At 61.2% G+C, this 22,714-nt stretch carries 14 protein-coding genes and 2 tRNA genes; 2 read left to right on the forward strand and 14 right to left on the reverse strand.

The window, feature by feature from the left end; genetic code table 11:
• Nucleotides 1-74: 74 nt before the first annotated feature.
• From KUW18_RS03175 to KUW18_RS03215, 9 genes are all read right to left on the reverse strand, one after another.
• Nucleotides 75-151: transfer RNA gene (locus KUW18_RS03175), tRNA-Arg, on the reverse strand.
• A gap of 94 nt (nucleotides 152-245) precedes the next feature.
• A tRNA-Ser gene (locus KUW18_RS03180) sits at nucleotides 246-338 on the reverse strand.
• An 85-nt stretch (nucleotides 339-423) separates the two neighbouring features.
• Nucleotides 424-618 (reverse strand): carbon storage regulator CsrA, encoded by a 195-nt coding sequence (csrA, locus tag KUW18_RS03185; RefSeq protein WP_206940183.1) that lies wholly within the window; start codon nucleotides 616-618, stop codon nucleotides 424-426.
• Nucleotides 619-810: 192 nt separating this feature from the next.
• Entirely contained in the window at nucleotides 811-2,061 is a 1,251-nt protein-coding gene (locus KUW18_RS03190) for an aspartate kinase (RefSeq protein WP_206940185.1), read from the reverse strand.
• 129 nt (nucleotides 2,062-2,190) lie between these two features.
• Nucleotides 2,191-4,797: an alanine--tRNA ligase gene (alaS, locus tag KUW18_RS03195; RefSeq protein WP_222161598.1), complete on the reverse strand. Its 2,607-nt coding sequence runs from the start codon at nucleotides 4,795-4,797 to the stop codon at nucleotides 2,191-2,193.
• A 217-nt stretch (nucleotides 4,798-5,014) separates the two neighbouring features.
• Nucleotides 5,015-5,494 (reverse strand): regulatory protein RecX, encoded by a 480-nt coding sequence (locus tag KUW18_RS03200; protein ID WP_222161597.1) that lies wholly within the window; start codon nucleotides 5,492-5,494, stop codon nucleotides 5,015-5,017.
• A gap of 169 nt (nucleotides 5,495-5,663) precedes the next feature.
• On the reverse strand, nucleotides 5,664-6,737 hold the full coding sequence (recA, locus tag KUW18_RS03205; RefSeq protein ID WP_206940191.1) for a recombinase RecA: 1,074 nt from the start codon (nucleotides 6,735-6,737) through the stop codon (nucleotides 5,664-5,666).
• 225 nt (nucleotides 6,738-6,962) lie between these two features.
• The gene (locus tag KUW18_RS03210) at nucleotides 6,963-7,454 is read right to left on the reverse strand and encodes a CinA family protein (protein ID WP_206940201.1); all 492 of its coding nucleotides are present in this window, start codon (nucleotides 7,452-7,454) and stop codon (nucleotides 6,963-6,965) included.
• 194 nt (nucleotides 7,455-7,648) lie between these two features.
• Complete coding sequence (locus tag KUW18_RS03215) at nucleotides 7,649-7,807, reverse strand: YqaE/Pmp3 family membrane protein (protein ID WP_206940204.1); 159 nt, start codon at nucleotides 7,805-7,807, stop codon at nucleotides 7,649-7,651.
• Between the two features lie 372 nt (nucleotides 7,808-8,179).
• On the opposite strand from KUW18_RS03215, the gene mutS reads away from it, so the two are divergent.
• Both mutS and fdxA read left to right on the forward strand, forming a co-directional pair.
• Nucleotides 8,180-10,768 carry a DNA mismatch repair protein MutS gene (gene mutS / locus KUW18_RS03220; RefSeq protein ID WP_409995506.1) on the forward strand — a complete coding sequence of 863 codons (2,589 nt, stop codon included), beginning with the start codon at nucleotides 8,180-8,182 and terminating at the stop codon, nucleotides 10,766-10,768.
• Between the two features lie 250 nt (nucleotides 10,769-11,018).
• Nucleotides 11,019-11,342, forward strand: coding sequence for a ferredoxin FdxA (gene fdxA, locus KUW18_RS03225; protein WP_206940206.1), 324 nt, complete (start codon nucleotides 11,019-11,021; stop codon nucleotides 11,340-11,342).
• 834 nt (nucleotides 11,343-12,176) lie between these two features.
• Here fdxA and eno read toward each other — a convergent pair.
• The 5 genes from eno to gltB all read right to left on the reverse strand — a co-directional run bounded on the left by eno (nucleotide 12,177) and on the right by gltB (nucleotide 22,175).
• Entirely contained in the window at nucleotides 12,177-13,472 is a 1,296-nt protein-coding gene (eno, locus tag KUW18_RS03230) for a phosphopyruvate hydratase (protein ID WP_206940208.1), read from the reverse strand.
• 105 nt (nucleotides 13,473-13,577) lie between these two features.
• Nucleotides 13,578-14,429: a 3-deoxy-8-phosphooctulonate synthase gene (gene kdsA / locus KUW18_RS03235; RefSeq protein ID WP_206940210.1), complete on the reverse strand. Its 852-nt coding sequence runs from the start codon at nucleotides 14,427-14,429 to the stop codon at nucleotides 13,578-13,580.
• 5 nt (nucleotides 14,430-14,434) lie between these two features.
• Nucleotides 14,435-16,090 carry a CTP synthase gene (locus KUW18_RS03240; RefSeq protein WP_206940212.1) on the reverse strand — a complete coding sequence of 552 codons (1,656 nt, stop codon included), beginning with the start codon at nucleotides 16,088-16,090 and terminating at the stop codon, nucleotides 14,435-14,437.
• Between the two features lie 186 nt (nucleotides 16,091-16,276).
• A complete protein-coding gene (locus KUW18_RS03245; RefSeq protein WP_222483400.1) occupies nucleotides 16,277-17,695 on the reverse strand; it encodes an FAD-dependent oxidoreductase in 1,419 nt (472 codons plus the stop codon).
• A 34-nt stretch (nucleotides 17,696-17,729) separates the two neighbouring features.
• The gene (gene gltB / locus KUW18_RS03250; RefSeq protein ID WP_206940215.1) at nucleotides 17,730-22,175 is read right to left on the reverse strand and encodes a glutamate synthase large subunit; all 4,446 of its coding nucleotides are present in this window, start codon (nucleotides 22,173-22,175) and stop codon (nucleotides 17,730-17,732) included.
• Between the last annotated feature and the right edge of the window lie 539 nt (nucleotides 22,176-22,714).

Raw genomic sequence — 22,714 nt, forward strand, 5'->3', positions numbered from 1 at the left:
AGGTGACATGTGCTCATTCCTTCCTGCAGCGCTTGGCGACGTCAGGACAGCACAAACCACGATGTGCAAGTGTATGGCGCGCCCGGGAGGATTCGAACCTCCGACCACCTGATTCGTAGTCAGGTACTCTATCCAGCTGAGCTACGGGCGCGTTTCACACTTACGATAACAAGACGACAGATACGCCTTCTTGTCAGTACCCATGAAGACCTTTGACTGCCGCTACTCGCTTCACTACAGGCAAATGGCGGAGAGGGAGGGATTCGAACCCTCGATGAGGCTATAAACCCCATACTCCCTTAGCAGGGGAGCGCCTTCAGCCACTCGGCCACCTCTCCCTCATCGGCACGGTGCGTATCCTACCGAGACTTAAGGCCTTTGTCCAGCCCGTGACAAAAAAAGTTGCGCAAGGTCTCTGCGCTGTCACTCGTCATCAACGCTACCGTCATCCGCTTTCTCACGCTGAATGCGCTGATAGATCTCTTCGCGGTGTACAGCAACGTCCTTCGGCGCATTGACGCCGATACGCACCTGGTTTCCCTTCACTCCTAGAACCGTAACGGTGATATCGTCACCGATCATCAGAGTTTCGCCGACGCGGCGTGTCAGGATAAGCATGACTGATCTCCTTCTCAGACTTGTTACGTGAGCCGCTACGCCGTCCCGTCTCCGAACGACGTGCCCTCTTTCTTGGTGGCGAGCACTAGCGACTCATGACACCTGATTGTGCCGTTTAAGGGAAGCCCCCTACCGCCGTAGCGGTACCGGGGACTCCTTAAAGCGTAGATGGTGTGCGCCGCGTCGAGGAATTTATTCGCTCTCGATGTCTGCCTTATCGAGACCAAAAGCCTTGTGCAGGGCGCGCACCGCTAGCTCCATCTGCTTCTCGTCAATCACCACGGAAATCTTGATTTCCGAGGTGGACACCATGCGGATGTTGATATTTTCCTCGGCCAGCACGCGGAACATCTTCGAAGCGACCCCCGCGTGAGAGCGCATACCGACACCCACCAGTGACACCTTGGCGATGTTATCGTCTCCACGCAACTCACCGCCGCCCAGATCAGGGATAACCTGCTGCTCGAGGATGCGCATGGTCTGCTTGTAATCACCCTTGGCGACCGTAAAGGTGAAGTCAGTGTAGTCACCCGCCGGCGCAACGTTCTGCACGATCATGTCGATTTCAATGTTGGCATCGGCAATCGGACCCAGGATGCGCGAGGCCACGCCCGGCACGTCAGGAGTGTGCAGCAGGGTCAGCTTGGCTTCATTGGCGGTGAAGGCGATACCGGAAATCAGCGGTTCTTCCATGGAATCCTCGTCTTGGTCAGAGTCTGCAACGATCAGGGTGCCGGGGCCGTCTTCAAAGCTAGACAGCACACGCAGCGGGACATTGTACTTACCGGCGAATTCGACAGCGCGAATCTGCAGCACCTTGGAACCGAGACTGGCGAGCTCCAGCATCTCTTCCACGGTGATCTCATCCAGGCGCTGGGCCTTGCTGCAGACGCGGGGATCGGTGGTATAGACACCGTCTACATCGGTATAGATCTGGCACTCATCAGCCTTGAGCGCGGCCGCCAGCGCCACACCGGTGGTATCTGAACCACCACGACCAAGGGTCGTGATATTGCCTTCCGCATCGACGCCCTGGAAGCCGGCAACGACTACCACCTGCCCGGCATCCAGATCCTCGCGCATCTCATCTGTCTCGATACGCTGGATACGCGCCTTGGTGTGAGCGCTGTCGGTCATGATGCCAACCTGCGAGCCGGTGTAGGACGTCGCGGGCACTTCCAGCTTGTGTAGCGCCATGGCCAGCAGGGAAATGGTCACCTGCTCACCGGTGGACACCAGCATGTCCATCTCGCGGGGGGTAGGCTCGTCGTTGATCTCGTTGGCCAGACCGATCAGGCGATTGGTCTCGCCACTCATGGCAGATACCACCACCACGACCTGATGGCCCTGGTCTCTAAAGCCCTTGACCTTCTCGGCGACCGCCTTGATCCGCTCCACCGAGCCGACCGACGTCCCACCAAACTTCTGTACGTATAGTGCCATATGCCGTCATCCTCGCTCGTTGGATTCCAATGAATGAAACTGTTGTCTCTGCGAAGCTGTATCTGCACAGCGCTGTGTCAGACAGAAAAAAGGGCCGTGGACTCTCTCGAGTCCACGACCCCGCAGGGGCTACAACCTGGCATCGAGCCAGGCGGGCACACTCTCCAGTGCGCCAGGAAGCGCCTGAACGTCACTCCCCCCTGCTTGTGCCATATCCGCGCGGCCACCGCCCTTGCCACCGACCTGACTGGCGACATGATTGACGAGCTCGCCAGCCTTGACCTTGGCGGTCAGATCATCGGTGACACCGGCAATCAAGCTGACCTTGCCAGTGGCCTCATCCGCCACACCGAGCACCACGATGCCTGAGGACAGCTTGTTCTTGAGCTGATCCAGCATGCCGCGGAGTTCCTTGCCTGACACGCCCTCCAGGCGGGTGGACAGGACCTTGACGCCCTTGACCTCGACCACCTTGGCCAGCATGTCGCTGCCTGCCGCGCTGGCCAGCTTGGCCTTGAGCCGCTCCAGCTCCTTCTCGAGGCCGCGATTACGCTCCACCAAGCTCTCGACCCGCTCCTCCAGCTGTTCAGGCTTGGCCTTGAGGCGCTCGGCCACCCGCGACAGGCGCGCCTCCTGCTCGGCGAAGTGGGCCAGCGCCCCCTCACCCGTGATCGCTTCAATACGACGCACGCCAGAGGCAATGCCGCTTTCCGCGACGATATGGCAGCAGCCGATATCGCCACTACGTGCCACGTGGGTGCCGCCGCACAGCTCTATCGAGAAATCGTCGGCACCGATGGTCAGGACGCGGACGCTGTCGGCGTACTTGGCTTCGAACAGCGCCGCGGCCCCCTTCTCCTTCGCCTCATCGAGGGTCATGGTCTCGACGCGGGTCGGAGCATTGGCCAGCACCTGCTCGTTGACCAGGCGCTCCACTTCCTTGAGCTGCTCGGCGGTCATCGCTTCAAAGTGGCTGAAGTCGAAGCGCAGGCGCTCGGGCGTCACCAGCGAGCCCTTCTGCTGAACGTGCTCGCCCAACACCAGGCGCAGCGCCTTGTGCAGCAGGTGTGTGGCCGAGTGGTTACGCACGGTAGCGGCACGCAGGCTGGAATCCACCTGCGGCGTGACGTCTGCGCCCACGACCAGCTCACCCTCCAGCAGCATCCCCTGATGCAAGTGGTGGCCGGACTGCTTCTGGGTATCCTTGACCAGGAAACGTCCCGAACCAAAGGACAGATAGCCGGTATCCCCTACCTGCCCGCCGGATTCTCCGTAGAACGGGGTACGATCCAGCACCACCACGCCGGACTGCTCCTGAGTCAGCCGCTCCAGAGCATTGCCTTCGCTGTCATAAAGCCCGACCACGCGCGCCTGGTCGTCGAGGCGGTCATAACCGGTGAATTCGGTCGCGCCATCCAGCTCGATAGTGGCGCTGTAGTCGGCTCCAAACTGGCTGGCGGCACGGGCACGCTCGCGCTGGGCCTCCAGCTCACGGTTGAAGCCCTCTTCATCGAGGGTCACGCCACGCTCGCGACACACGTCTGCCGTCAGGTCGTAGGGGAAACCGTAGGTATCGTAAAGCTTGAACACGGTCTCACCGGCCAGGGTATCCCCATCCAGTTGCGACAGTGCCTGCTCGAGCAGCCCCATCCCGTGGTCCAGGGTGCGTGCAAACTGCTCTTCTTCCTTGAGCAGCACGCGCTCGATCTGATCGCGGGCCTTGCGCAGCTCGGGATAGGCCTCGCCCATCTCGCTGTCGAGGGCCGCCACCAGCTTGTGGAAGAATGCATCCTGAGCGCCGAGCTTATGCCCGTGGCGGATGGCACGACGAATGATCCGGCGCAGGACGTAGCCGCGCCCCTCGTTGGAAGGCAGCACGCCATCAGTGATCAGGAATGCGCAGGAGCGGATGTGATCGGCGATCACCCGCAGCGACGGAGACGCCAGATCGTCGGTACCGGTAGCCTCTGCAGCGGCCTTGAGCAGATTCTGGAACAGGTCGATCTCGTAGTTGGAGTGCACGCCCTGCATGACCGCGGCGATCCGCTCGAGGCCCATGCCGGTGTCGATGGACGGCTTGGGCAGCGGGGTCATTTCACCGCTGGCGTCACGATCGAACTGCATGAACACCAGGTTCCAGATCTCGATGTAACGGTCGCCATCCTCTTCCGGACTGCCGGGAGGACCACCCCACACCTCAGGGCCATGGTCGTAGAAGATCTCAGAGCTGGGCCCGCAGGGACCGGTGTCGCCCATCTGCCAGAAGTTGTCCTCATCCAGCTTGGAGAAGCGCTCGGGATCAATCCCGATCTCGTCCTTCCAGATGCGCTCGGCCTCATCATCACTGATGTGCACCGTGACCCACAGCTTTTCCTTAGGCAGCCCCAGCACGTCGGTCAGAAAGGTCCAGGCAAAGCCGATGGCGTCACGCTTGAAGTAATCGCCAAAACTGAAGTTGCCCAGCATCTCGAAAAAGGTGTGATGGCGAGCGGTGTAGCCGACATTGTCCAGGTCATTGTGCTTGCCTCCAGCGCGCACACAGCGCTGGGAGGAAGTGGCCCTGACATAGTCGCGGGGATCACGCCCCAGGAACACATCCTTGAACGGCACCATGCCGGCATTGGTGAACAGCAGGGTCGGGTCGTTGCCCGGCACCAGGGAGCTGGACGGCACGCGAGTGTGACCGTGCTCCTCGAAGAACCTCAGGAAGGCCTGTCTGATATCTGCGCTTTTCATGAAATACCCGTGACGATGAGCGATAGAGCGCGTCGAGCCGGCCAGCTGGCGTGGCACGCCGGCAGCTACCGGGCATGACACCACACCCCGGAGCCGTCGCAAAAGAGGACATTATAGCGTAGTTGTCAAGCGACTAAAGTGGGTCACGTAAAACACCTGCACACGAGCCCTGGGATGGGCGGACAACCACACCGCTTTATATGAGCCTTCAACGATACTAGGTATCTGCCTGAGACATGGCGCGCAGTGCCTCGCGGACGTGATCAAAATCAAACCCTCGCCCGGCCAGGAAGCGCTCTCGCCTTGCCCGCTCTTTCGGGTCGCTTGCCGGCCCTCTGCCGAATCGACGCTCGAGGGCCTCGGTCGCCAGTTGATACCAGTCCACCGACTCCTCCTGTTCTATCTCTCTCAGGGCGTCTCTGGCCAACTCCCGGTCGACCCCACGCTGCCCCAACTCCGCCAGCATCTTGACCGGCCCCTGCCCGCGCAGCACCCGTCCACGCAGAAAGCTCTCGGCGAAGCGACGATCACTCTGCAGGCCCTGCTCGGCCAGTTCGTCCAGCAGCGCTTCGACCTCATCATGCTCGTGCCCTCGGCTCAGCAACCGTGTCGTCAGCTCTTGACGACCATATTCACGCCGGGCGAGCAGTTCGACCGCCTGCTCCCGTGGCGACATCTCCGTTCTCGCCTTGCGCATGCAAGCCTCCCGTCTGTGCACTGCATGACCACCAGCATTCATGCTCGGCGTGGTACGGCGCGCGCCCCACCCACCTGGTGAACGTCAAAACGCAACGGGCCCCTAGCAGGGGCCCGAATGGCGATGGAGGCCGGCGTTGCCTACCCCCATCCAGTACCGCAGCAGCGAATTACAGCAGGTCATCGCCGAAGTCGTCACCCGCTGGTGCGGCTTCCGCTTGCTTGTCCTGCTCTTCCTTCTTGGGATCTGGCTGGACCAGCAGCTGAGCACGAATCTGAGACTCGATCTCTTCCATGATCGCAGGGTTGTCTTCCAGGAACTGGGCGGCATTGGCTTTGCCCTGACCGATCTTGTTGCCCTGGTAGCTGTACCAGGCACCTGCCTTGTCCACCAGCTTGCACTGGACGCCCAGATCGACCACTTCGCCGGCGTGATAGATGCCCTTGCCGTAGAGAATCTGGAACTCGGCCTGGCGAAACGGCGGAGCCACCTTGTTCTTGACGACCTTCACCCGGGTTTCGTTACCGGTGACCTCATCGCCCTGCTTGACCGAACCGGTGCGGCGGATATCCAGGCGCACGCTGGAATAGAACTTCAGGGCGTTACCACCAGTGGTGGTTTCCGGGCTGCCGAACATCACACCAATCTTCATACGGATCTGGTTGATGAACACCACCATGCAGTTGGCGTTCTTGATGTGGCCGGTAATCTTGCGCAGCGCCTGGGACATCAGACGCGCCTGGAGACCCACGTGGGAATCCCCCATTTCGCCTTCAATTTCCGCCCTGGGAGTCAGGGCCGCCACCGAGTCGATGATGATCACGTCCACACCGCCGGAACGGACCAGCATGTCGCAGATTTCCAGGGCTTGCTCGCCGGTATCCGGCTGGGAGACCAGCAGATCATCCAGGTTAACACCGAGCTTTTCTGCATAGCTCGGGTCAAGGGCGTGCTCAGCATCGATAAAGGCACAGGTCTTGCCGTCCTTTTGTGCCTGAGCGATCACCGACAGCGTCAGCGTGGTCTTGCCCGAGGATTCCGGGCCAAAGATTTCCACGACGCGCCCGTAAGGCAGACCGCCAATGCCCAGGGCGATATCCAGACCCAAGGAGCCGGTGGACACCGACGGCATGACCACCCTGGGGGCATCGCCCAGACGCATGACCGTGCCCTTGCCAAACTGGCGATCGATCTGAGAAAGAGCGGCGTCAAGCGCCTTGCTGCGGTTTTGATCCTGCGCCATTTCGGAGCTCCTGTAGACAATGGATCGGGGCCGAACGGCGTGTCCTGGTCCCCATCGGGCCCTGCGCCGGACCCTGGCAATTACTGTATGACTGAACAGTAGTATGACGAAAAAATGCGCTGACCACCACCCCTGCTCCAGGCCTATTGCTGCCATCGGAGTCCAATGCCAGCGAGCCGCCGGCCGCCAACATCATCACCCTGGGGGCTAACGCTAGCTTTGGCGTTAGCTCAGCCGATCAATCAGCCCCTGCAGCGCGTAGGCAATGGCTTGGCGGCGCACGTCATCGCGATTTCCTGCAAAGTGGCAACGTTCTGCCACGCATACGCCATCTGCGGCAAAGGCAAACCAGACCGTGCCCACCGGCTTATGGTCGCTGCCCCCGCCAGGCCCCGCAACACCACTGATGGCGACGCCATGGGATGCGCCACTTTCGGCACATGCTCCAGCCACCATGGCTTCGACCACTGACTCACTGACGGCCCCGTGGCGCTCCAGCAAGGCCAATGGCACCCCCAGCAGGCGCTGTTTGGCGGCATTGGAATAGGTCACATAGCCTGTCTCGAAGTAGTCCGAGCTGCCTGCGATATCGGTGATCGCGGTGGCCACGCCGCCACCGGTGCAGGACTCGGCGGTGGTCACCTGGACCTGACGCTTGAGGCACAGTTCACCCAAGCGACTCGACAGCACTCGGATATCTTCTGGTGCAGGCGTCATGGAGATAGCTCCTGAAGTGAAGGTGGGGGGCACGGGCCGCAACGCTGGGGCCGAAACGATAGGGCCGCGACGTCATGCAGGCGCGCGGGATACGACGCCAACATCGTGCCCGCAACTCGGGATCAACGCATTGCGGCGACCTCAGTCGCCGCAATGTGCTCTACCGCCGATCACAGGATTGACGACGAGGCCACCTAGCGCCTCGCGATAATCCACACCGCGTGAACGATCCCGGGAATATAGCCGAGAAGCGTCAGCAGGATGTTCAGCCAGAAGTGCAGACCGAAGCCAACTTGCAGGAAGACACCCAGCGGGGGCAGCAGGATGGCCAGAATGATGCGAATAACGTCCATATACTTGCTCCTTTATTCAACGTCCTTGAATCATCACCCAACTTGGATCATCGCCCAAGAGGGATCGGGAAGCGTGGTCCTTGCAGTGACATCTGTTGGCTGATGCTCCCAGGGGCAGCGGTGACTCCGTCACCGCCTTTGCTCGCGCCCTGAGGCATACCACCTAGGGTAGCCGGAGATCTCTCCGACAAACAGATGCCGTGTCGCGCATGCATCATATTGCCATGATGTAGGCGGTTCTATCATCCCCCTCCGTCGTCCTGGCTGCGCTACAGATCGGCCCGTAGGCCATGCTATCCTTATGGGCTTTCGTCGGCCTTGTTCCGACCGATCCTCGCTTTATCCATCCGCCCACCAGCGCATTGAGATTCCATGAACGACATGGCCAAGCCCAGTGCTCCCAGCCATACGCCGATGATGACCCAGTACCTCAGGATCAAGCGCGAGCATCCTGACGTCCTGCTGTTCTATCGTATGGGGGACTTCTACGAACTGTTCTACGACGACGCCAAGCGCGCCGCGGCACTGCTTGATATCACGCTGACACAGCGTGGCCAGTCAGCAGGCAAGCCGATTCCCATGGCCGGTATTCCCTACCATAGCGCCGAGGGGTATCTGGCTCGCCTGGTCAGTGCGGGCGAATCGGTGGCCATCTGCGAGCAGATCGGTGACCCGGCGACGTCCAAGGGCCCGGTAGAGCGTCAAGTGGTGCGGATCGTCACCCCAGGCACCCTGCATGATGAGGCACTGCTGGATGCACGCCGCGACAACCTGCTGGTGGCGGTAGCTCCCTATGGCGACCACCTTGGCCTGGCCTGGCTGGAGGTCTCCAGCGGACGCTTCAGCGTGCTCGAGGTCGACAGTGAAACCGAAATGCTGTCCGAGCTGACGCGCCTGGATCCGGCTGAACTGCTGGTGCCGGAAAGCCTGGAACTACCCGCCTCCATGTCCGAGCGACGCGGGCTTCGACGCCAGAGTGACTGGCTGTTCGATCATGAAAGTGCGCACCGGGTATTGTGTGATCAGTTCCGGGTTCAGGACCTCAAGGGGTTTGGTTGCGCACACCTGCACTCCGCCATCATTGCGGCTGGTGTGCTGATGGACTACGCCAGGGACACCCAGCGCAGCGCCCTGCCCCATGTCACCGCGATCGGTGTGGAAAATCGTGACGATAGCGTGGTCATTGATGCAGCAAGCCGGCGCAACCTGGAGATTGACATCAACCTGGGAGGTACCAGCGACAACACCCTCGCCAGCGTCCTGGACACCACCACCACGGCAATGGGCTCGCGCCTGCTCAAGCGTTGGCTGAACCGCCCGCTGCGAGACAGGCAGCAGGTCATGGGACGTCAATCCGCGATCAGCTTGCTGCTGGACCAGGAAGGCTACGAGCCGCTGCGCGACGAGTTGAAGGCCATTGGCGACATCGAGCGCATCCTGGCCAGGGTGGCGCTGGGCAGCGCTCGCCCGCGGGACCTGGCGAGACTGAGAGACGCCTTCAATGCGTTACCCGCTCTGCGCGATCAGCTGGCTGGCTACGCTGAAGGCACCACGCTTGACGAACTGCGCGTCCATATCCAGCCGTTTCCCGAGCTGGCGGACTTGCTCACCCGTGCGCTGATCGACAATCCCCCGGTGGTCATTCGGGATGGGGGCGTGATCGCTGACGGTTTCGACAGAGAACTGGACGAACACAGAGGGCTGGCAGAGCACGCCGGTGACTACCTCGTGCAACTGGAAGCACGGGAGCGGGCACGCACCGGACTCGCCGGGCTCAAGGTGGGGTACAACCGCGTCCATGGCTACTTCATCGAGATTCCTCGGGCCCAGGCCAAGGAAGCCCCTGCGGATTATATCCGGCGCCAGACACTGAAGAACGCAGAGCGCTTCATCATCCCGGAGCTCAAGGAGTTCGAGGACAAGGCGCTATCCGCCAAATCCCGCGCACTGGCCCGGGAAAAGCTGCTTTATGATGGCCTGATCGACAGCCTCAACGCGGAGCTCGCTCGCCTGCAGGCCACCGCCAGAGCACTGTCTTCCCTTGATGTGCTATGCGCCCTGGCCGAACGCGCACGGGCACTGGATTTTGTACGCCCCACGCTCGCTGATGTGGCCGGGTTCGATATTCGCGGTGGACGCCACCCGGTCGTCGAACAGGTCAGTGACACGCCATTCGTGCCCAACGACCTGCTGATGGATGACGACCGCCGCATGCTGGTCATTACCGGCCCCAACATGGGCGGTAAATCGACCTACATGCGTCAGGCCGCGTTGATCACCCTGCTTGCCCACTGTGGCAGCTTCGTTCCCGCTGACAGTGCCACCATCGGCCCGGTGGACCGCATCTTTACCCGCATAGGGTCCAGCGATGACCTGGCCGGTGGCCGCTCCACCTTCATGGTGGAAATGACCGAGACTGCCAACATCCTGCACAACGCCACAGATCATAGCCTGGTCTTGATGGACGAAATTGGCCGCGGCACCAGTACCTTTGATGGACTGTCGCTGGCCTGGGCCAGTGCCGAACACCTGACCCGCACGCGGGCCTTCACCCTGTTCGCCACCCACTATTTCGAAATGACCGCTCTGGCCGGAGATTCTGCTGCGGTGGCCAACGTGCACTTGACCGCTGCAGAGCACAATGAAGGCATCGTGTTCATGCACCGGGTGGAAGAAGGCCCAGCCAGCCAAAGCTACGGTCTCCAGGTCGCGCAACTGGCCGGCGTCCCCCAGTCCGTCATCGCCGAAGCCAGGATCAAGCTCGCCGCGCTGGAGCAGCAGGAAGTGGATCATGGACAAGGCCCGTCCAGCCTGTCGCGAGCGGAGCCTGCCCCCCAGCAGGCAGACCTGTTCGCCAGCACGCCTCACCCCTTGATCGAAGAGCTCGAGCAACTGGCCATCGATGAACTGTCACCGCGTCAGGCACTGGAGCTTCTATACCGCTGGAAATCGTCAGTATGACCGTGCACCCCGCGCTTGCCCCTACAGAAGTGCGGGTCTAGAATGTGGCACCCAAGGACCGTGCATTATAAGAAAGCCATTTCCATATAACTTTAAGGCTTAACACGCGACAGGCGAAACGACGCTCAGCTCCTCTGCGTCGGGGCGTGAGCTACCCATGATCCGGAGCGTCGCCATGGCGACCTTTCGGGCGCAAGTGACCAATGATTGAGCGGCCAGCACCGAACTGGCCCGAGGAAGGGAGACTGGCATGACATTCGTCGTCACCGAAAACTGCATCAAGTGCAAGTACACCGATTGCGTCGAGGTCTGCCCGGTGGACTGCTTCTACGAGGGTCCCAATTTTCTGGTGATCCACCCGGACGAATGTATCGACTGCGCCCTGTGTGAGCCCGAGTGCCCGGCCGAGGCCATCTACTCCGAGGATGAGCTACCCGAGGGCCAGGAGGCGTTCATCGAGATCAATGCGGAGCTTTCCGAGGTGTGGCCCAACATCACCGAAAAGAAAGATCCACCGGAAGACGCCGAGCAGTGGGACGGCAAGACAGGCAAGCTGGAGCAGCTCGAACGCTGATCTGGCACGACAAGCCACTACCTGCTCAACACAATAGCCGCCCAACGAGGCGGCTATTGTGTTGCTGGCGGTGTGGCGAGCATCCTTCAGACGATAGCTCCATGGCGCTCGCTTGCCCGGCCATCAGGCGTCTCTCCGAACTCGGCTGGCCGTTTTCACTGTCCAAACGACCTGTCCAAACCACCTGCCCGGACCCGCTGTTCAGGGCAGCTGTTCGAGCCGACCGCGCCGGCCACCAGGCCCAGCATCTCGTCACGACAGCCAACCTGCTGGCATAAAAAAAGGCGGCCCGTAGGCCGCCCGCTCCAAGCATTTCCTTGGGCGGCTCCCTCCGCCCGACTCCCTGAGTGCCCTCCGTGCCCAGAAGCGACATCCTGTCGCACCAGGCGCACTCTTGACTCTAGAACGCATCCCGAAAACACCCAACTGAATCGAACGTCGAGCCACATGCCGTGATGGTCCTGCGATCGGCGTTCCATGCCTGCCTGTTGTTGCCGAACCTGTCTACCTCCATGCAGACGAATCCGACCACACTAGGCGTCTCGCAGTCCTGGCAAGCAGCCTGATGCCGCGAAGCCTGACCTCTCGATTCATGAGTGCATTCTGTCAGCTTTGGGCATCATCTCAAGTCGCCTTATTTTGCACTGCGACATGTCCTACGTGACACGCTTCTTTGCGACGCCCCAAAAAATATATAGAAATTAACAACATAAAAAAGGCCCGCGATAACATCGCGGGCCTCTTCGGGTCATATGGGGTTAATGTCCTACATAAAATGTAGTCAATGTCTTACAAGATGTGAGGACACAACCACCGCAAAGGGTTTATCAAACCCTACGCCTGTCCCTTGATCGCCGCGCGACCTGGGTAAGTAGCGCGCTCTCCCAGCTCCTGCTCGATGACCAGAAGGCGGTTGTACTTGGCGACACGATCACTACGGCACAACGAACCCGTCTTGATCTGGCCCGCGCAAGTGCCTACCGCCAGGTCGGCGATGGTCGTGTCTTCGGTTTCACCGCTACGGTGGGAGATGACCGCCGTGAACCCCGCGTCCTGTGCCATGCGGATGGCATCCAGCGTTTCGGACAGTGAACCAATCTGATTGAACTTGATCAGGATGGAGTTGCCGATGGATTCATCGATACCACGCTTCAGAATCCGCGTATTGGTCACGAACAGGTCGTCACCGACCAGCTGGACACGGTCTCCCAGCTTGGCAGTCAGAGACTTCCAGCCGTCCCAGTCGGACTCGTCCAGGCCGTCCTCGATGGACACGATCGGATACTCGTTGGCCAGACCCACCAGGTAATCACCGAAGCCTTCGGCGTCGAAGCGCTTGTCCTCGCCTGCCAGCACGTACTGGCTGTCCTTGTAGAACTCACTGGCGGCACAGTCCAGCGCGAGAGTGATGTCCTTGCCGAGCTCGTAGCCGGCGTTCTCAACGGCCTGCTTGATGACCGCCAGCGCCTCGGCATTGGAAGACAGGTTAGGGGCAAAGCCACCTTCATCACCTACGGCGGTGGCAAGACCCCGCGACGACAGCACCTTCTTCAAGGCATGGAAGATCTCGGCACCGGCGCGCAGGCCTTCGCGGAAGCTGGCGGCACCCACCGGCTGCACCATGAACTCCTGAATGTCGACGTTGTTGTCGGCATGCTCACCACCGTTGAGGATGTTCATCATCGGCACCGGCATCAGGTACTGCCCCGGCTGGCCGTACAGCTCAGCGATGTGGGCGTACAGCGGTACGCCCTTGGCGTTGGCCGCTGCCTTGGCGGCGGCCAGTGACACCGCCAGGATAGCGTTGGCGCCCAGGTTTTCTTTGTTGTCGGTACCATCGAGCTCGAGCATGGCGTCGTCCAGGCCACGCTGATCACGCGCATCCATGCCCACCAGAGCGTCACGAATCTTGCCATTGACCGCGTCGACGGCCTTGAGCACACCCTTGCCCAGGTAACGACCCTTGTCGCCGTCACGCAGCTCCAGCGCCTCGCGGGAGCCGGTGGAGGCGCCGCTCGGCGCGCAGGCGACGCCCACGGCGCCGCTTTCCAGGCGCACTTCTGCCTGGACGGTGGGGTTACCGCGTGAATCCAGCACCTCTAGGGCGCGAATATCGACGATCTTGGTCATCTCGATGGGTCCTTGTGGGTGATAAAGCTCGTGTCAGCGTTGTCGATCTACTCTGGACGTGCCATAGGCCCTTGGGTCAGGCCCGTCAGGCTATCAGAGGTAGCGCTAGCGTATCTCGATGGACGGAAGCTGTTTCACGACGTCGTCCAACGTCTTGATCTGTGCCAGGAAGGGCTCGAGTCTATCAAGCGGCAAGGCACATGGGCCGTCACATTTTGCCGAGTCGGGATCCGGGTGCGCTTCCAGGAAGAGCCCGGCGATACCGACGGCAACCCCGGCACGGGCCAGGTCCAGCACCTGCGCACGGCGTCCGTCCGCACTGTCGGCGCGTCCGCCCGGACGCTGCAGTGAGTGGGTGACGTCAAACAACAGCGGGAAGCCGGTGTCTTTCATCTCGCCGAAACCGAGCATATCGACGACCAGGTTGTTGTAGCCAAAGCTGGAACCGCGCTCGCACAGCAGCAGCCGTTCGTTGCCGGCCTCACGGAACTTGGTGATGATATGGCGCATCTCGTGGGGGGCAAGAAACTGGGGCTTCTTGATGTTGACCACCGCCCCGGTCTCGGCCATCGCCACCACCAGATCCGTCTGGCGCGCCAGAAACGCCGGCAGCTGGATAACGTCAGCCACCTCAGCGGCGGGCGCCGCCTGGTAGGGCTCATGAACGTCAGTAATCACCGGCACATTGAAGCGCGACTTCACCTCGTCGAGGATCGCAAGCCCCTTGTCCAGCCCAGGCCCACGGAAGGAATGCACCGAGCTGCGATTGGCCTTGTCGAAGCTCGCCTTGAACACATAAGGGATATCGAGCTTGCCGGTCACCTCGACGTAGGCCTCGGCCACCTCGAGCGCCAGCTCGCGGGATTCAAGCACATTCATCCCGGCAAACAGCACCAGGGGCAACGAATTGCCGGCCCTCAGGCCGGCAAACTCGATAATACGCTGGGCGTCAGACATCAGTATCACTCCTGATGGGTGGACTGGGCGCGGGTGCGCTTGGCCTTGTGCCCGAGTGCCGCATTGACGAAACCGGTAAACAGCGGATGCCCGTCACGCGGCGTCGAGGTGAATTCCGGATGGAACTGACACGCCACGTACCAAGGGTGATCCGGCAGCTCGACCATTTCCACCAGGGAGTTGTCGACGCTGCGACCGGAGATGACCAGTCCTGTCTTCTCGAGCTCTTCAATAAACTGGTTATTGACCTCGAAACGATGGCGATGACGCTCGACGATGACCTCGTCGCCGTAGGCGTCACGCGCCTTGGACCCCTTGGCCAGCCGGCACTCCTGGCCGCCCAGGCGCATGGTGCCGCCGAGATCGGAGGCCTCATCACGGATTTCGATCTTGCCCTCCGGATTGAGCCACTCGGTGATCAGGCCCACCACCGGATGCTGGGTATCGTGGGTGAACTCGGTGGAGTTGGCATCGTCCCAACCTGCCACATGACGAGCGTACTCGATCACCGCTACCTGCATCCCCAGGCAGATGCCCAGGTAAGGAATGTCGTTTTCACGGGCGAAGCGCGCGGTGGCAATCTTGCCTTCGACCCCGCGCTCACCAAAGCCACCCGGCACAAGAATCGCGTCCTTGCCTGCCAGCCGCTCGGTGCCGTGACGCTCGATATCCTCGGAGTCGATGTAGTCGACGTTGACCTTCACGCGGGTCTGGATACCCGCGTGGATCAAGGCTTCGTTGAGCGACTTGTAGGCGTCCAGCAGCTCCATGTACTTGCCGACCATGGCGATGTTGACCGACTTCAGCGGATTGAGCTTGGCATCGAGCACCTTGACCCACTCGCTCAGATCGGCCTCGCGGGCTTCCAGACGCAGCTTGTCGCAGACGATGTCATCAAGGCCGTGCTCGTGCAGCATCAGCGGAATGCGATAGATGGTATCGGCATCCTGAAGCGGCACCACCGCACGCTCTTCGACGTTGGTGAACAGCGCAATCTTGCGACGCTCGGTCTCTTCCAGCTCGACCTCGCTGCGGCAGATCAGGATATCCGGCTGGATACCGATAGAGCGCAGTTCCTTGACGGAGTGCTGGGTCGGCTTGGTCTTGGTCTCACCCGCCGTCTGGATGTACGGCACCAGGGTCAGGTGCATGAAAATGGCGTTGCTGGCGCCCTTCTCGCTGCGGATCTGACGGATGGACTCAAGGAACGGCAGTGACTCGATGTCGCCAACGGTACCGCCGATCTCGACCAGCGCTACGTCGAACCCTTCACCACCCTCGTACACGCGACGCTTGATTTCGTCGGTGATGTGCGGAATCACCTGCACCGTACCACCGAGGTAGTCACCACGGCGCTCCTTGCGCAGCACGTGCTCGTACACTCGGCCGGTGGTGAAGTTGTTGGCCTGGGTCATCTTGGTCCGGATGAAGCGCTCGTAGTGACCCAGATCCAGGTCCGTCTCTGCGCCATCCTCGGTGACGAACACCTCGCCGTGCTGGAAAGGGCTCATCGTGCCCGGATCCACGTTAATGTACGGGTCGAGCTTGAGCATGGTGACCTTGAGGCCGCGAGCCTCGAGAATCGCCGCCAGCGAGGCCGACGCAATGCCCTTGCCAAGAGAGGACACAACGCCGCCGGTCACGAAGATATATCGTGTCATGGAGAACCTGTCGAAACGTGATCGGTAGGCCCGGCAGGAAGCCGCGCCAGGATGGGACGACAGACTAGCAGAATTCGATCAACGGCTCAATTTGCACAACAGGGAAGCTTCTTCTCTCTGCCCAACTCGCCAGCGCTTTGGCGCCCGCCCTCCTGATCGAACGGGCGCCAGCATCACTCTCGGTTTCTAGATATCGAGGTAGTCGAGGATACCCTCGCCCGCCTGGCGGCCTTCATACACGGCGGTCACCACGAGATCGGAGCCGCGTACCATGTCACCACCGGCGAAGATCTTTTCATTGGTGGTCTGGAAAGCAAAGCTGCCGTGCTCCGGCGCTTTCACCCGGCCACGCTCGTCAACCTCGATACCAAAGGTCTCGAACCAGGGGGCCGGACTAGGCTGAAAACCGAAGGCAATGACCACGGCGTCCGCCGCAATGATTTCCTCGGATCCTGGCACCACTTCAGGACGACGACGTCCGTTCTCGTCGGCCTCGCCCAGCCGCGTGCGCACCACCTTGACGCCTTCGACTCGCTCCTCACCGACGACCGCCACCGGCTGCCGATTGAACAGGAAGTCGACACCTTCCTCCCGGGCATTGGCCACCTCGCGACGGGAACCCGGCATGTTCTCTTCATCACGACGATAGGCGCAGGTGACTTCCCTGGCACCCTGCCGGATGGCGGTACGGTTGCAGTCCATGGCCGTGTCGCCGCCACCCAGCACCACCACCCGCTGGCCTTCCAGAGACACGAAGTCCTCGGGGTTCTTTTCGAAGCCCAGACGATGATTGACGTTGGCGATCAGGTAGTCGAGCGCCTTGTGCACGCCGGGCAGATCCTCGCCCGGGAAGCCACCTTCCATGTAGGTGTAGGTACCCATGCCGAGGAACACCGCGTCGTACTTCTCGAGCAGCTCGTCGAAGGCAATGTCCTTGCCGACGTCGACGCCCAGGCGGAACTCCACGCCCATCTCCTCGAATACGGCGCGACGGCGCTCCATGACGGTCTTTTCAAGCTTGAATTCCGGAATGCCGAAGGTCAGCAGACCACCGATCTCGGCGTACTTGTCATACACCACCGGCTTGACCCCATTACGCACCAGAATATCCGCGCAACCGAGCCCGGCGGGTCCGGCACCGATGATGGCGACCTTCTTGTCGGTCCAGGTCACCTGACTCATGTCCGGGCGCCAGCCCATGGCAAAGGCCGTGTCCGTGATGTATTTCTCCACGGAGCCGATGGTCACGGCGCCAAAGCCATCATTGAGGGTGCAATCACCCTCGCACAGGCGATCCTGGGGGCACACCCTGCCGCATACCTCGGGCAGCGAATTGGTGCGATGAGACAGCTCTGCCGCCTCGAGAATGTTGCCCTCGCTGACCAGTTGCAGCCAGTTGGGAATATAGTTGTGAACAGGGCACTTCCATTCACAGTAGGGATTGCCGCAGTGCAAGCAGCGATGGGCCTGACTCGCCGCATCCATGGGCTTGAACGGTTCGTAGATTTCAGCGAACTCACGGGCGCGGGTGCGCGCCGCTTTCTTCTGCGGATCCTGACGACCGACGTCGATGAACTGGAAGTCGTTGCTCAAACGGTTTGCCATGATGTTCTCCTGCCTTTTTCGGGACGCCGTCGGGTTATTCGGGCTGACGCGTGGACTGGGCGAGCAGACCGCTCAGGCTCGCCGCCTTGGGCTTCACCAGCCAGAAATGGCGGATGAAGTCGCTGAAGTCCTCGAGGATCGCCTGGCCGCGTTGTGAGCCGGTCTCGGCAACATATTCCTCGATGGTCTCCCTCAGGTGTCTCCGGTAGGCCTCCATGGCCTCGGTATTGACGCGATGGATCTCCACCAGCTCGTGGTTGTAGCGATCCACAAAACAGCGATCTTCGTCGAGCACGTAGGCAAAGCCGCCGGTCATGCCTGCACCGAAGTTGACGCCAGTTTCACCGAGCACGCAGACGATGCCGCCGGTCATGTACTCACAGCAGTGATCGCCAGAGCCTTCGATGACCGCATGGGCACCGGAGTTGCGCACGCCAAAGCGCTCGCCGGCCGTGCCCGCAGCGAACAGCTTGCCGCCGGTCGCGCCGTACAGGCAGGTATTGCCGATGATCGCTGTCTTGTGGCTGTCGAACTGACTGTTCTTCGGCGGCGTGATGACGATCTTGCCACCATTCATGCCCTTGCCGACGTAGTCGTTGGCATCCCCTTCCAGGTACAGGTTGAGCCCGCGAGCGTTCCATACACCAAAGCTCTGACCCGCCACGCCGGTAAAGCGTGCCGTCACCGGGGCATCGTCGAGACCAGCCTCGCCATACTGCTTGGCAATGGCCCCAGAGGTCAGCGCCCCCACCGAACGGTCACAGTTGGTGATGGTGAAGGACACGTCGGCCCCGGCCTTGGACTCGATCGCCGACTTGAGCGCATCGAGCACCTCGAGGTTCTTGGCACCAGGGTCATGTGGCACGTTGCGGCTGACCTGGCAGGACTGGGGCGCATCTGCCGGCACGTGATCGTTGGCCAGCAACGGCGTCAGGTCCAGCTTGTTCTGCGACGGTGTCAGGCCTTCAAACACCTCCAGCAGATCGGTGCGGCCAATCAGGTCGGTGAGCTTGCGCACCCCTACGAGCGCCATCAGCTCACGCACTTCTTCAGCAATGAAGCGGAAGTAATGCTTGACCATGTCCACCGTGCCGCGGAAGTGTTCATCACGCAGATACTGCATCTGGGTCGCCACGCCGGTGGCGCAGTTGTTCAGGTGACAGATGCGCAGGTACTTGCAGCCCAGGGCCACCATCGGCGCCGTACCAAAGCCGAAGCTCTCGGCACCGAGAATCGCCGCCTTGATCACGTCGAGACCGGTCTTCAGACCGCCGTCGGTCTGCAGTCGAATCTTGTCGCGCAGGCCGTTGATACGCAGCGCCTGATGCACTTCCGGCAAGCCTAGCTCCCAAGGCGAACCGGCATGCTTGATGGAGGTCAGCGGACTTGCCGCGGTACCACCGTCATAACCGGACACGGTGATCAAGTCTGCATACGCCTTGGCCACACCGGTCGCGATGGTGCCGATACCCGGCTCAGACACCAGCTTCACCGACACCTGGGCATCAGGATTGACCTGCTTGAGGTCGAAGATCAGCTGAGCCAGGTCCTCGATGGAATAGATATCGTGATGTGGCGGCGGCGAGATCAAGGTCACCCCCGGCACCGAGTAGCGCAGACGGGCAATCAGCTCGTTCACCTTGCCACCCGGCAACTGGCCGCCTTCACCAGGCTTGGCACCCTGGGCGACCTTGATCTGCAGCACCTCGGCATTGACCAGATAGGCCGGAGTAACGCCAAAACGACCAGAGGCGATCTGCTTGATCTTGGAGCTTCTGATAGTGCCGTAACGTGAGGGGTCTTCACCGCCCTCACCAGAGTTGGAGCGCCCACCGGCCTCGTTCATGGCCTGCGCCAACGCTTCATGGGCCTCAGGAGACAGTGCCCCCAGGGACATGCCGGCGCTGTCGAAGCGTGGCAGCAGGTCCTCGACCGGCTCGACCTCCTCAAGCGGAAGCGGCTCGGCGGCGGGCTTGAGCTTGAGCAGGTCACGAATGGTGGCTGGGTCACGCTCATTGACCAGTTGGGCAAACTTCTTCCACTTGCTGTAGTCGCCCTCCTGCACCGCCTCCTGCAGCGCTTTCACCACATCGGGGTTGTAGGCGTGATACTCGTGCCCGTGAACGTACTTCATCAGGCCGCCCTGGGAAATACCCTTGCGCGGCTTCCAGGCGTCCTTGGCCAGCGCCACCTGGGTCAGCTGAATCTCGTTGAAGCCAGTACCCTGAATGCGCGACGCCATGCCGGTGAAACACAAATCCATGACTTCCGAGGAAAGCCCCACCGCCTCAAACAGCTGGGAGCCACGGTAGGACGCCAGGGTCGAGATACCCATCTTCGACAGGATCTTGTAGAGCCCTTTCTGCAGGCCCTTGCGATAGTTCTCGCGAGCATCAGCGGGGTTGCCAGAGAGCTCACCGCTACGGTGCATATCGGCCATGACCTGATAGGCAAGCCATGGATAGACCGCCGTCGCCCCGACACCGAACAGCACCGCCATCTGATGCGCGTCGCGGGCATAGCCGGTCTCGACGATCAGGTTGACGCGAGGACGCAGGGCCTTGCGACCGAGTTCGTTGTGGATCGCGCCCACCGCCAGTGCCGGATGGATCGGCACCTGCCCCTGGGGAAGGTCAGCGTCGGACAGGACCAGAATGACCTTTTGCTCATGCACCGCGGCTTCTGCCTCACGGCAAAGCTCCAGCAGCGCAGCCTTGAGCCCCTTCTCTTCCGGGTCATAGCCCAGCGACAGGGTGTGACTGGCGAAGGCGGGGTCGTCCTGACTCACCAGGGCGGTGAACTTGCGTGGCGACAGGATCGGGGTGGTCAGCACGATCCGGTGGGCGTGTTCAGGGGTCGCCTTGAACACGTTGCGCTCGGCGCCGATGCAGGTCTCAAGCGACATGACGATGGCTTCACGCAGCGGATCGATGGCCGGATTGGTCACCTGGGCGAACTTTTGACGGAAGTAGTCCGAGAGCATGCGATGCTTGCCCGACAGGACCGCCATGGGGGTGTCGTCACCCATGGAGCCGACGGCTTCCTGACCGCTTTCTCCCAGCGGGCGCAGCACCTGGTCGCGCTCTTCGAAACTCACCTGGAACATCTTCTGCTGCACCTGCAGCGTTTCAGGGTCCATATTCTTGAAGGCGGCAAGCTCGGTCAGGGCAGACTCGAGGAACTGGGCTTCCTGCTTCAGCCAGCGCTTGTAGGGATAGGCAGACTTCAGCCGCTCATCGATGTCGCTGGTGTGCAGCACCTCACCGGTCTCGGTGTCCACCGCCAGAATCTGACCGGGACCGACACGTCCCTTGGCGACCACGTCTTCGGGCTTGTAGTCGTAGGTGCCGATCTCGGAGGCCAGGGTAATGAAGCCGTTCTTGGTGATCACCCAGCGGGCCGGACGCAGGCCGTTGCGGTCAAGCATGCACAGCGCCTGACGCCCATCGGTCATGACCACGCCGGCAGGACCGTCCCACGGCTCCACGTGCATGGAGTTGTATTCGTAGAAGGCGCGCAGGTCGCCGTCCATGATTTCCACGTTCTGCCAAGCAGGCGGCACCATCATGCGCACCGCACGGTGCAGCTCCATGCCACCGGTCAACAGCACCTCCAGCATATTGTCCATGCTCGAGGAGTCGGAACCGGTGGTGTTGACGATCTGGTCGAGGCTGGCGATGTCGGGCAGCCGCTCGGAGATGAAGTTCTCCTTGCGCGAGTTGGCCCAGCCACGGTTGGCCTCAATGGTGTTGATCTCGCCGTTATGGGCCAGCAGACGGAACGGCTGAGCCAGCGGCCAACGGGGGGCGGTGTTGGTGGAGAAGCGCTGGTGAAACACGCAGATAGCGGTTTCCAGACGCTCATCACCGAGATCCTGATAGAAGGCCGGCAGATCTACCGGCATGACCAGCCCCTTGTAGGACACCACTTCACTGGACAGCGAGCTTACATAGAAGTCGGGCTCATGAATCAGGGCCTGCTCGGCCAGACGACGAGCCATGAACAGGGAAACATCAAACGCTTCTTCCCCCGCACCCGGCTCGACAAACAGCTGACGGATCCGCGGCAGGCAGTCGAGGGCCATGGGACCACAGACACTGGGGTCGACCGGCACGTCGCGCCAGCCGATGACCTTGACACCACGCTGGGTCAGGCAGTCTTCCAGTGTCTGTCGGGCGGCCGTCTCGCGCTGGTCGTCATCCGGCAGAAAGATCACCCCTACGGCGTAGCGATCCCCCAAGGCCACATCAAGGCTCTCCTGAGCCACCTGACGCATGAAGCCGTCGGGCATCTTCAACAACAGCCCGCAACCATCGCCGGTCTTGCCGTCGGCCGCGATACCACCGCGGTGGGTCATGCAGGTAAGGGACTCGATGGCAGTGCTGAGCAATTCATGGCTAGCCTGCCCTTCCATGTGGGCGATCAGGCCAAACCCGCAGTTGTCACGGAACTCGCCAGGCTGATGAAGACCTTTGTTCATGGGCGCGCCTCGGGTGAAAGGGTTGTAGTCACAGCATTTTCGCGATATTGTTATCGGCTTTTCTTTTTATTTAGCGCCCACTCGGGCCATCGCTAACTGCAGGAAAAATGGGTTCCCAGCATAGCCAGCACCCCGCCCTTGCGCAATTACCCGCGACCTCCAGATAGATAAAAAAACACCGTAAATCTGAAGGTTGCACAGACAGGCAAGAAAAAAAACGTATCAGGTCAACCACTTGGAAGTGTTTTCCAGCAAGTTCGACTACCCCGATTTCGCCACTAGACTTTAGTCGTAAAAACTGTCGACACCCCATGCCGATCAGGCATATGACATACTGATCGACGCATGAACGCTGTTCGTGAACCTGCTCGCCATCCGCCCTGATTGCCTGTGACTGGCTGACAGACTGACGGAGCCCCCCCCCTTGCATCAGTCTGTCGCGAGCGACGCTACCCTCAGACACGCAAACGCCCGCACAATGGCGGGCGCCGGCGATCCACGCTCGAGCAAAACCGGTCGGGCACTACCCTCTGCCGCAG

It is taken from the genome of Halomonas sp. DP5Y7-2, from assembly GCF_019802025.1.
In the GTDB taxonomy this organism is placed as follows: Bacteria; Pseudomonadota; Gammaproteobacteria; order Pseudomonadales; family Halomonadaceae; genus Halomonas; species Halomonas litopenaei_A.

Coding starts and splice junctions, on each gene's coding strand:
- fdxA (WP_206940206.1), top strand. CDS start 11,019: ATGACATTCGTCGTCACCGAAAACTGCATCAAGTGCAAGTACACCGAT.
- KUW18_RS03200 (WP_222161597.1), bottom strand. CDS start 5,494: ATGCGCAAGGCGAGAACGGAGATGTCGCCACGGGAGCAGGCGGTCGAA.
- KUW18_RS03215 (WP_206940204.1), bottom strand. CDS start 7,807: ATGGACGTTATTCGCATCATTCTGGCCATCCTGCTGCCCCCGCTGGGT.
- mutS (WP_409995506.1), top strand. CDS start 8,180: ATGAACGACATGGCCAAGCCCAGTGCTCCCAGCCATACGCCGATGATG.
- csrA (WP_206940183.1), bottom strand. CDS start 618: ATGCTTATCCTGACACGCCGCGTCGGCGAAACTCTGATGATCGGTGAC.
- alaS (WP_222161598.1), bottom strand. CDS start 4,797: ATGAAAAGCGCAGATATCAGACAGGCCTTCCTGAGGTTCTTCGAGGAG.
- eno (WP_206940208.1), bottom strand. CDS start 13,472: ATGACCAAGATCGTCGATATTCGCGCCCTAGAGGTGCTGGATTCACGC.
- KUW18_RS03240 (WP_206940212.1), bottom strand. CDS start 16,090: ATGACACGATATATCTTCGTGACCGGCGGCGTTGTGTCCTCTCTTGGC.
- kdsA (WP_206940210.1), bottom strand. CDS start 14,429: ATGTCTGACGCCCAGCGTATTATCGAGTTTGCCGGCCTGAGGGCCGGC.
- gltB (WP_206940215.1), bottom strand. CDS start 22,175: ATGAACAAAGGTCTTCATCAGCCTGGCGAGTTCCGTGACAACTGCGGG.
- KUW18_RS03210 (WP_206940201.1), bottom strand. CDS start 7,454: ATGACGCCTGCACCAGAAGATATCCGAGTGCTGTCGAGTCGCTTGGGT.
- KUW18_RS03245 (WP_222483400.1), bottom strand. CDS start 17,695: ATGGCAAACCGTTTGAGCAACGACTTCCAGTTCATCGACGTCGGTCGT.
- KUW18_RS03190 (WP_206940185.1), bottom strand. CDS start 2,061: ATGGCACTATACGTACAGAAGTTTGGTGGGACGTCGGTCGGCTCGGTG.
- recA (WP_206940191.1), bottom strand. CDS start 6,737: ATGGCGCAGGATCAAAACCGCAGCAAGGCGCTTGACGCCGCTCTTTCT.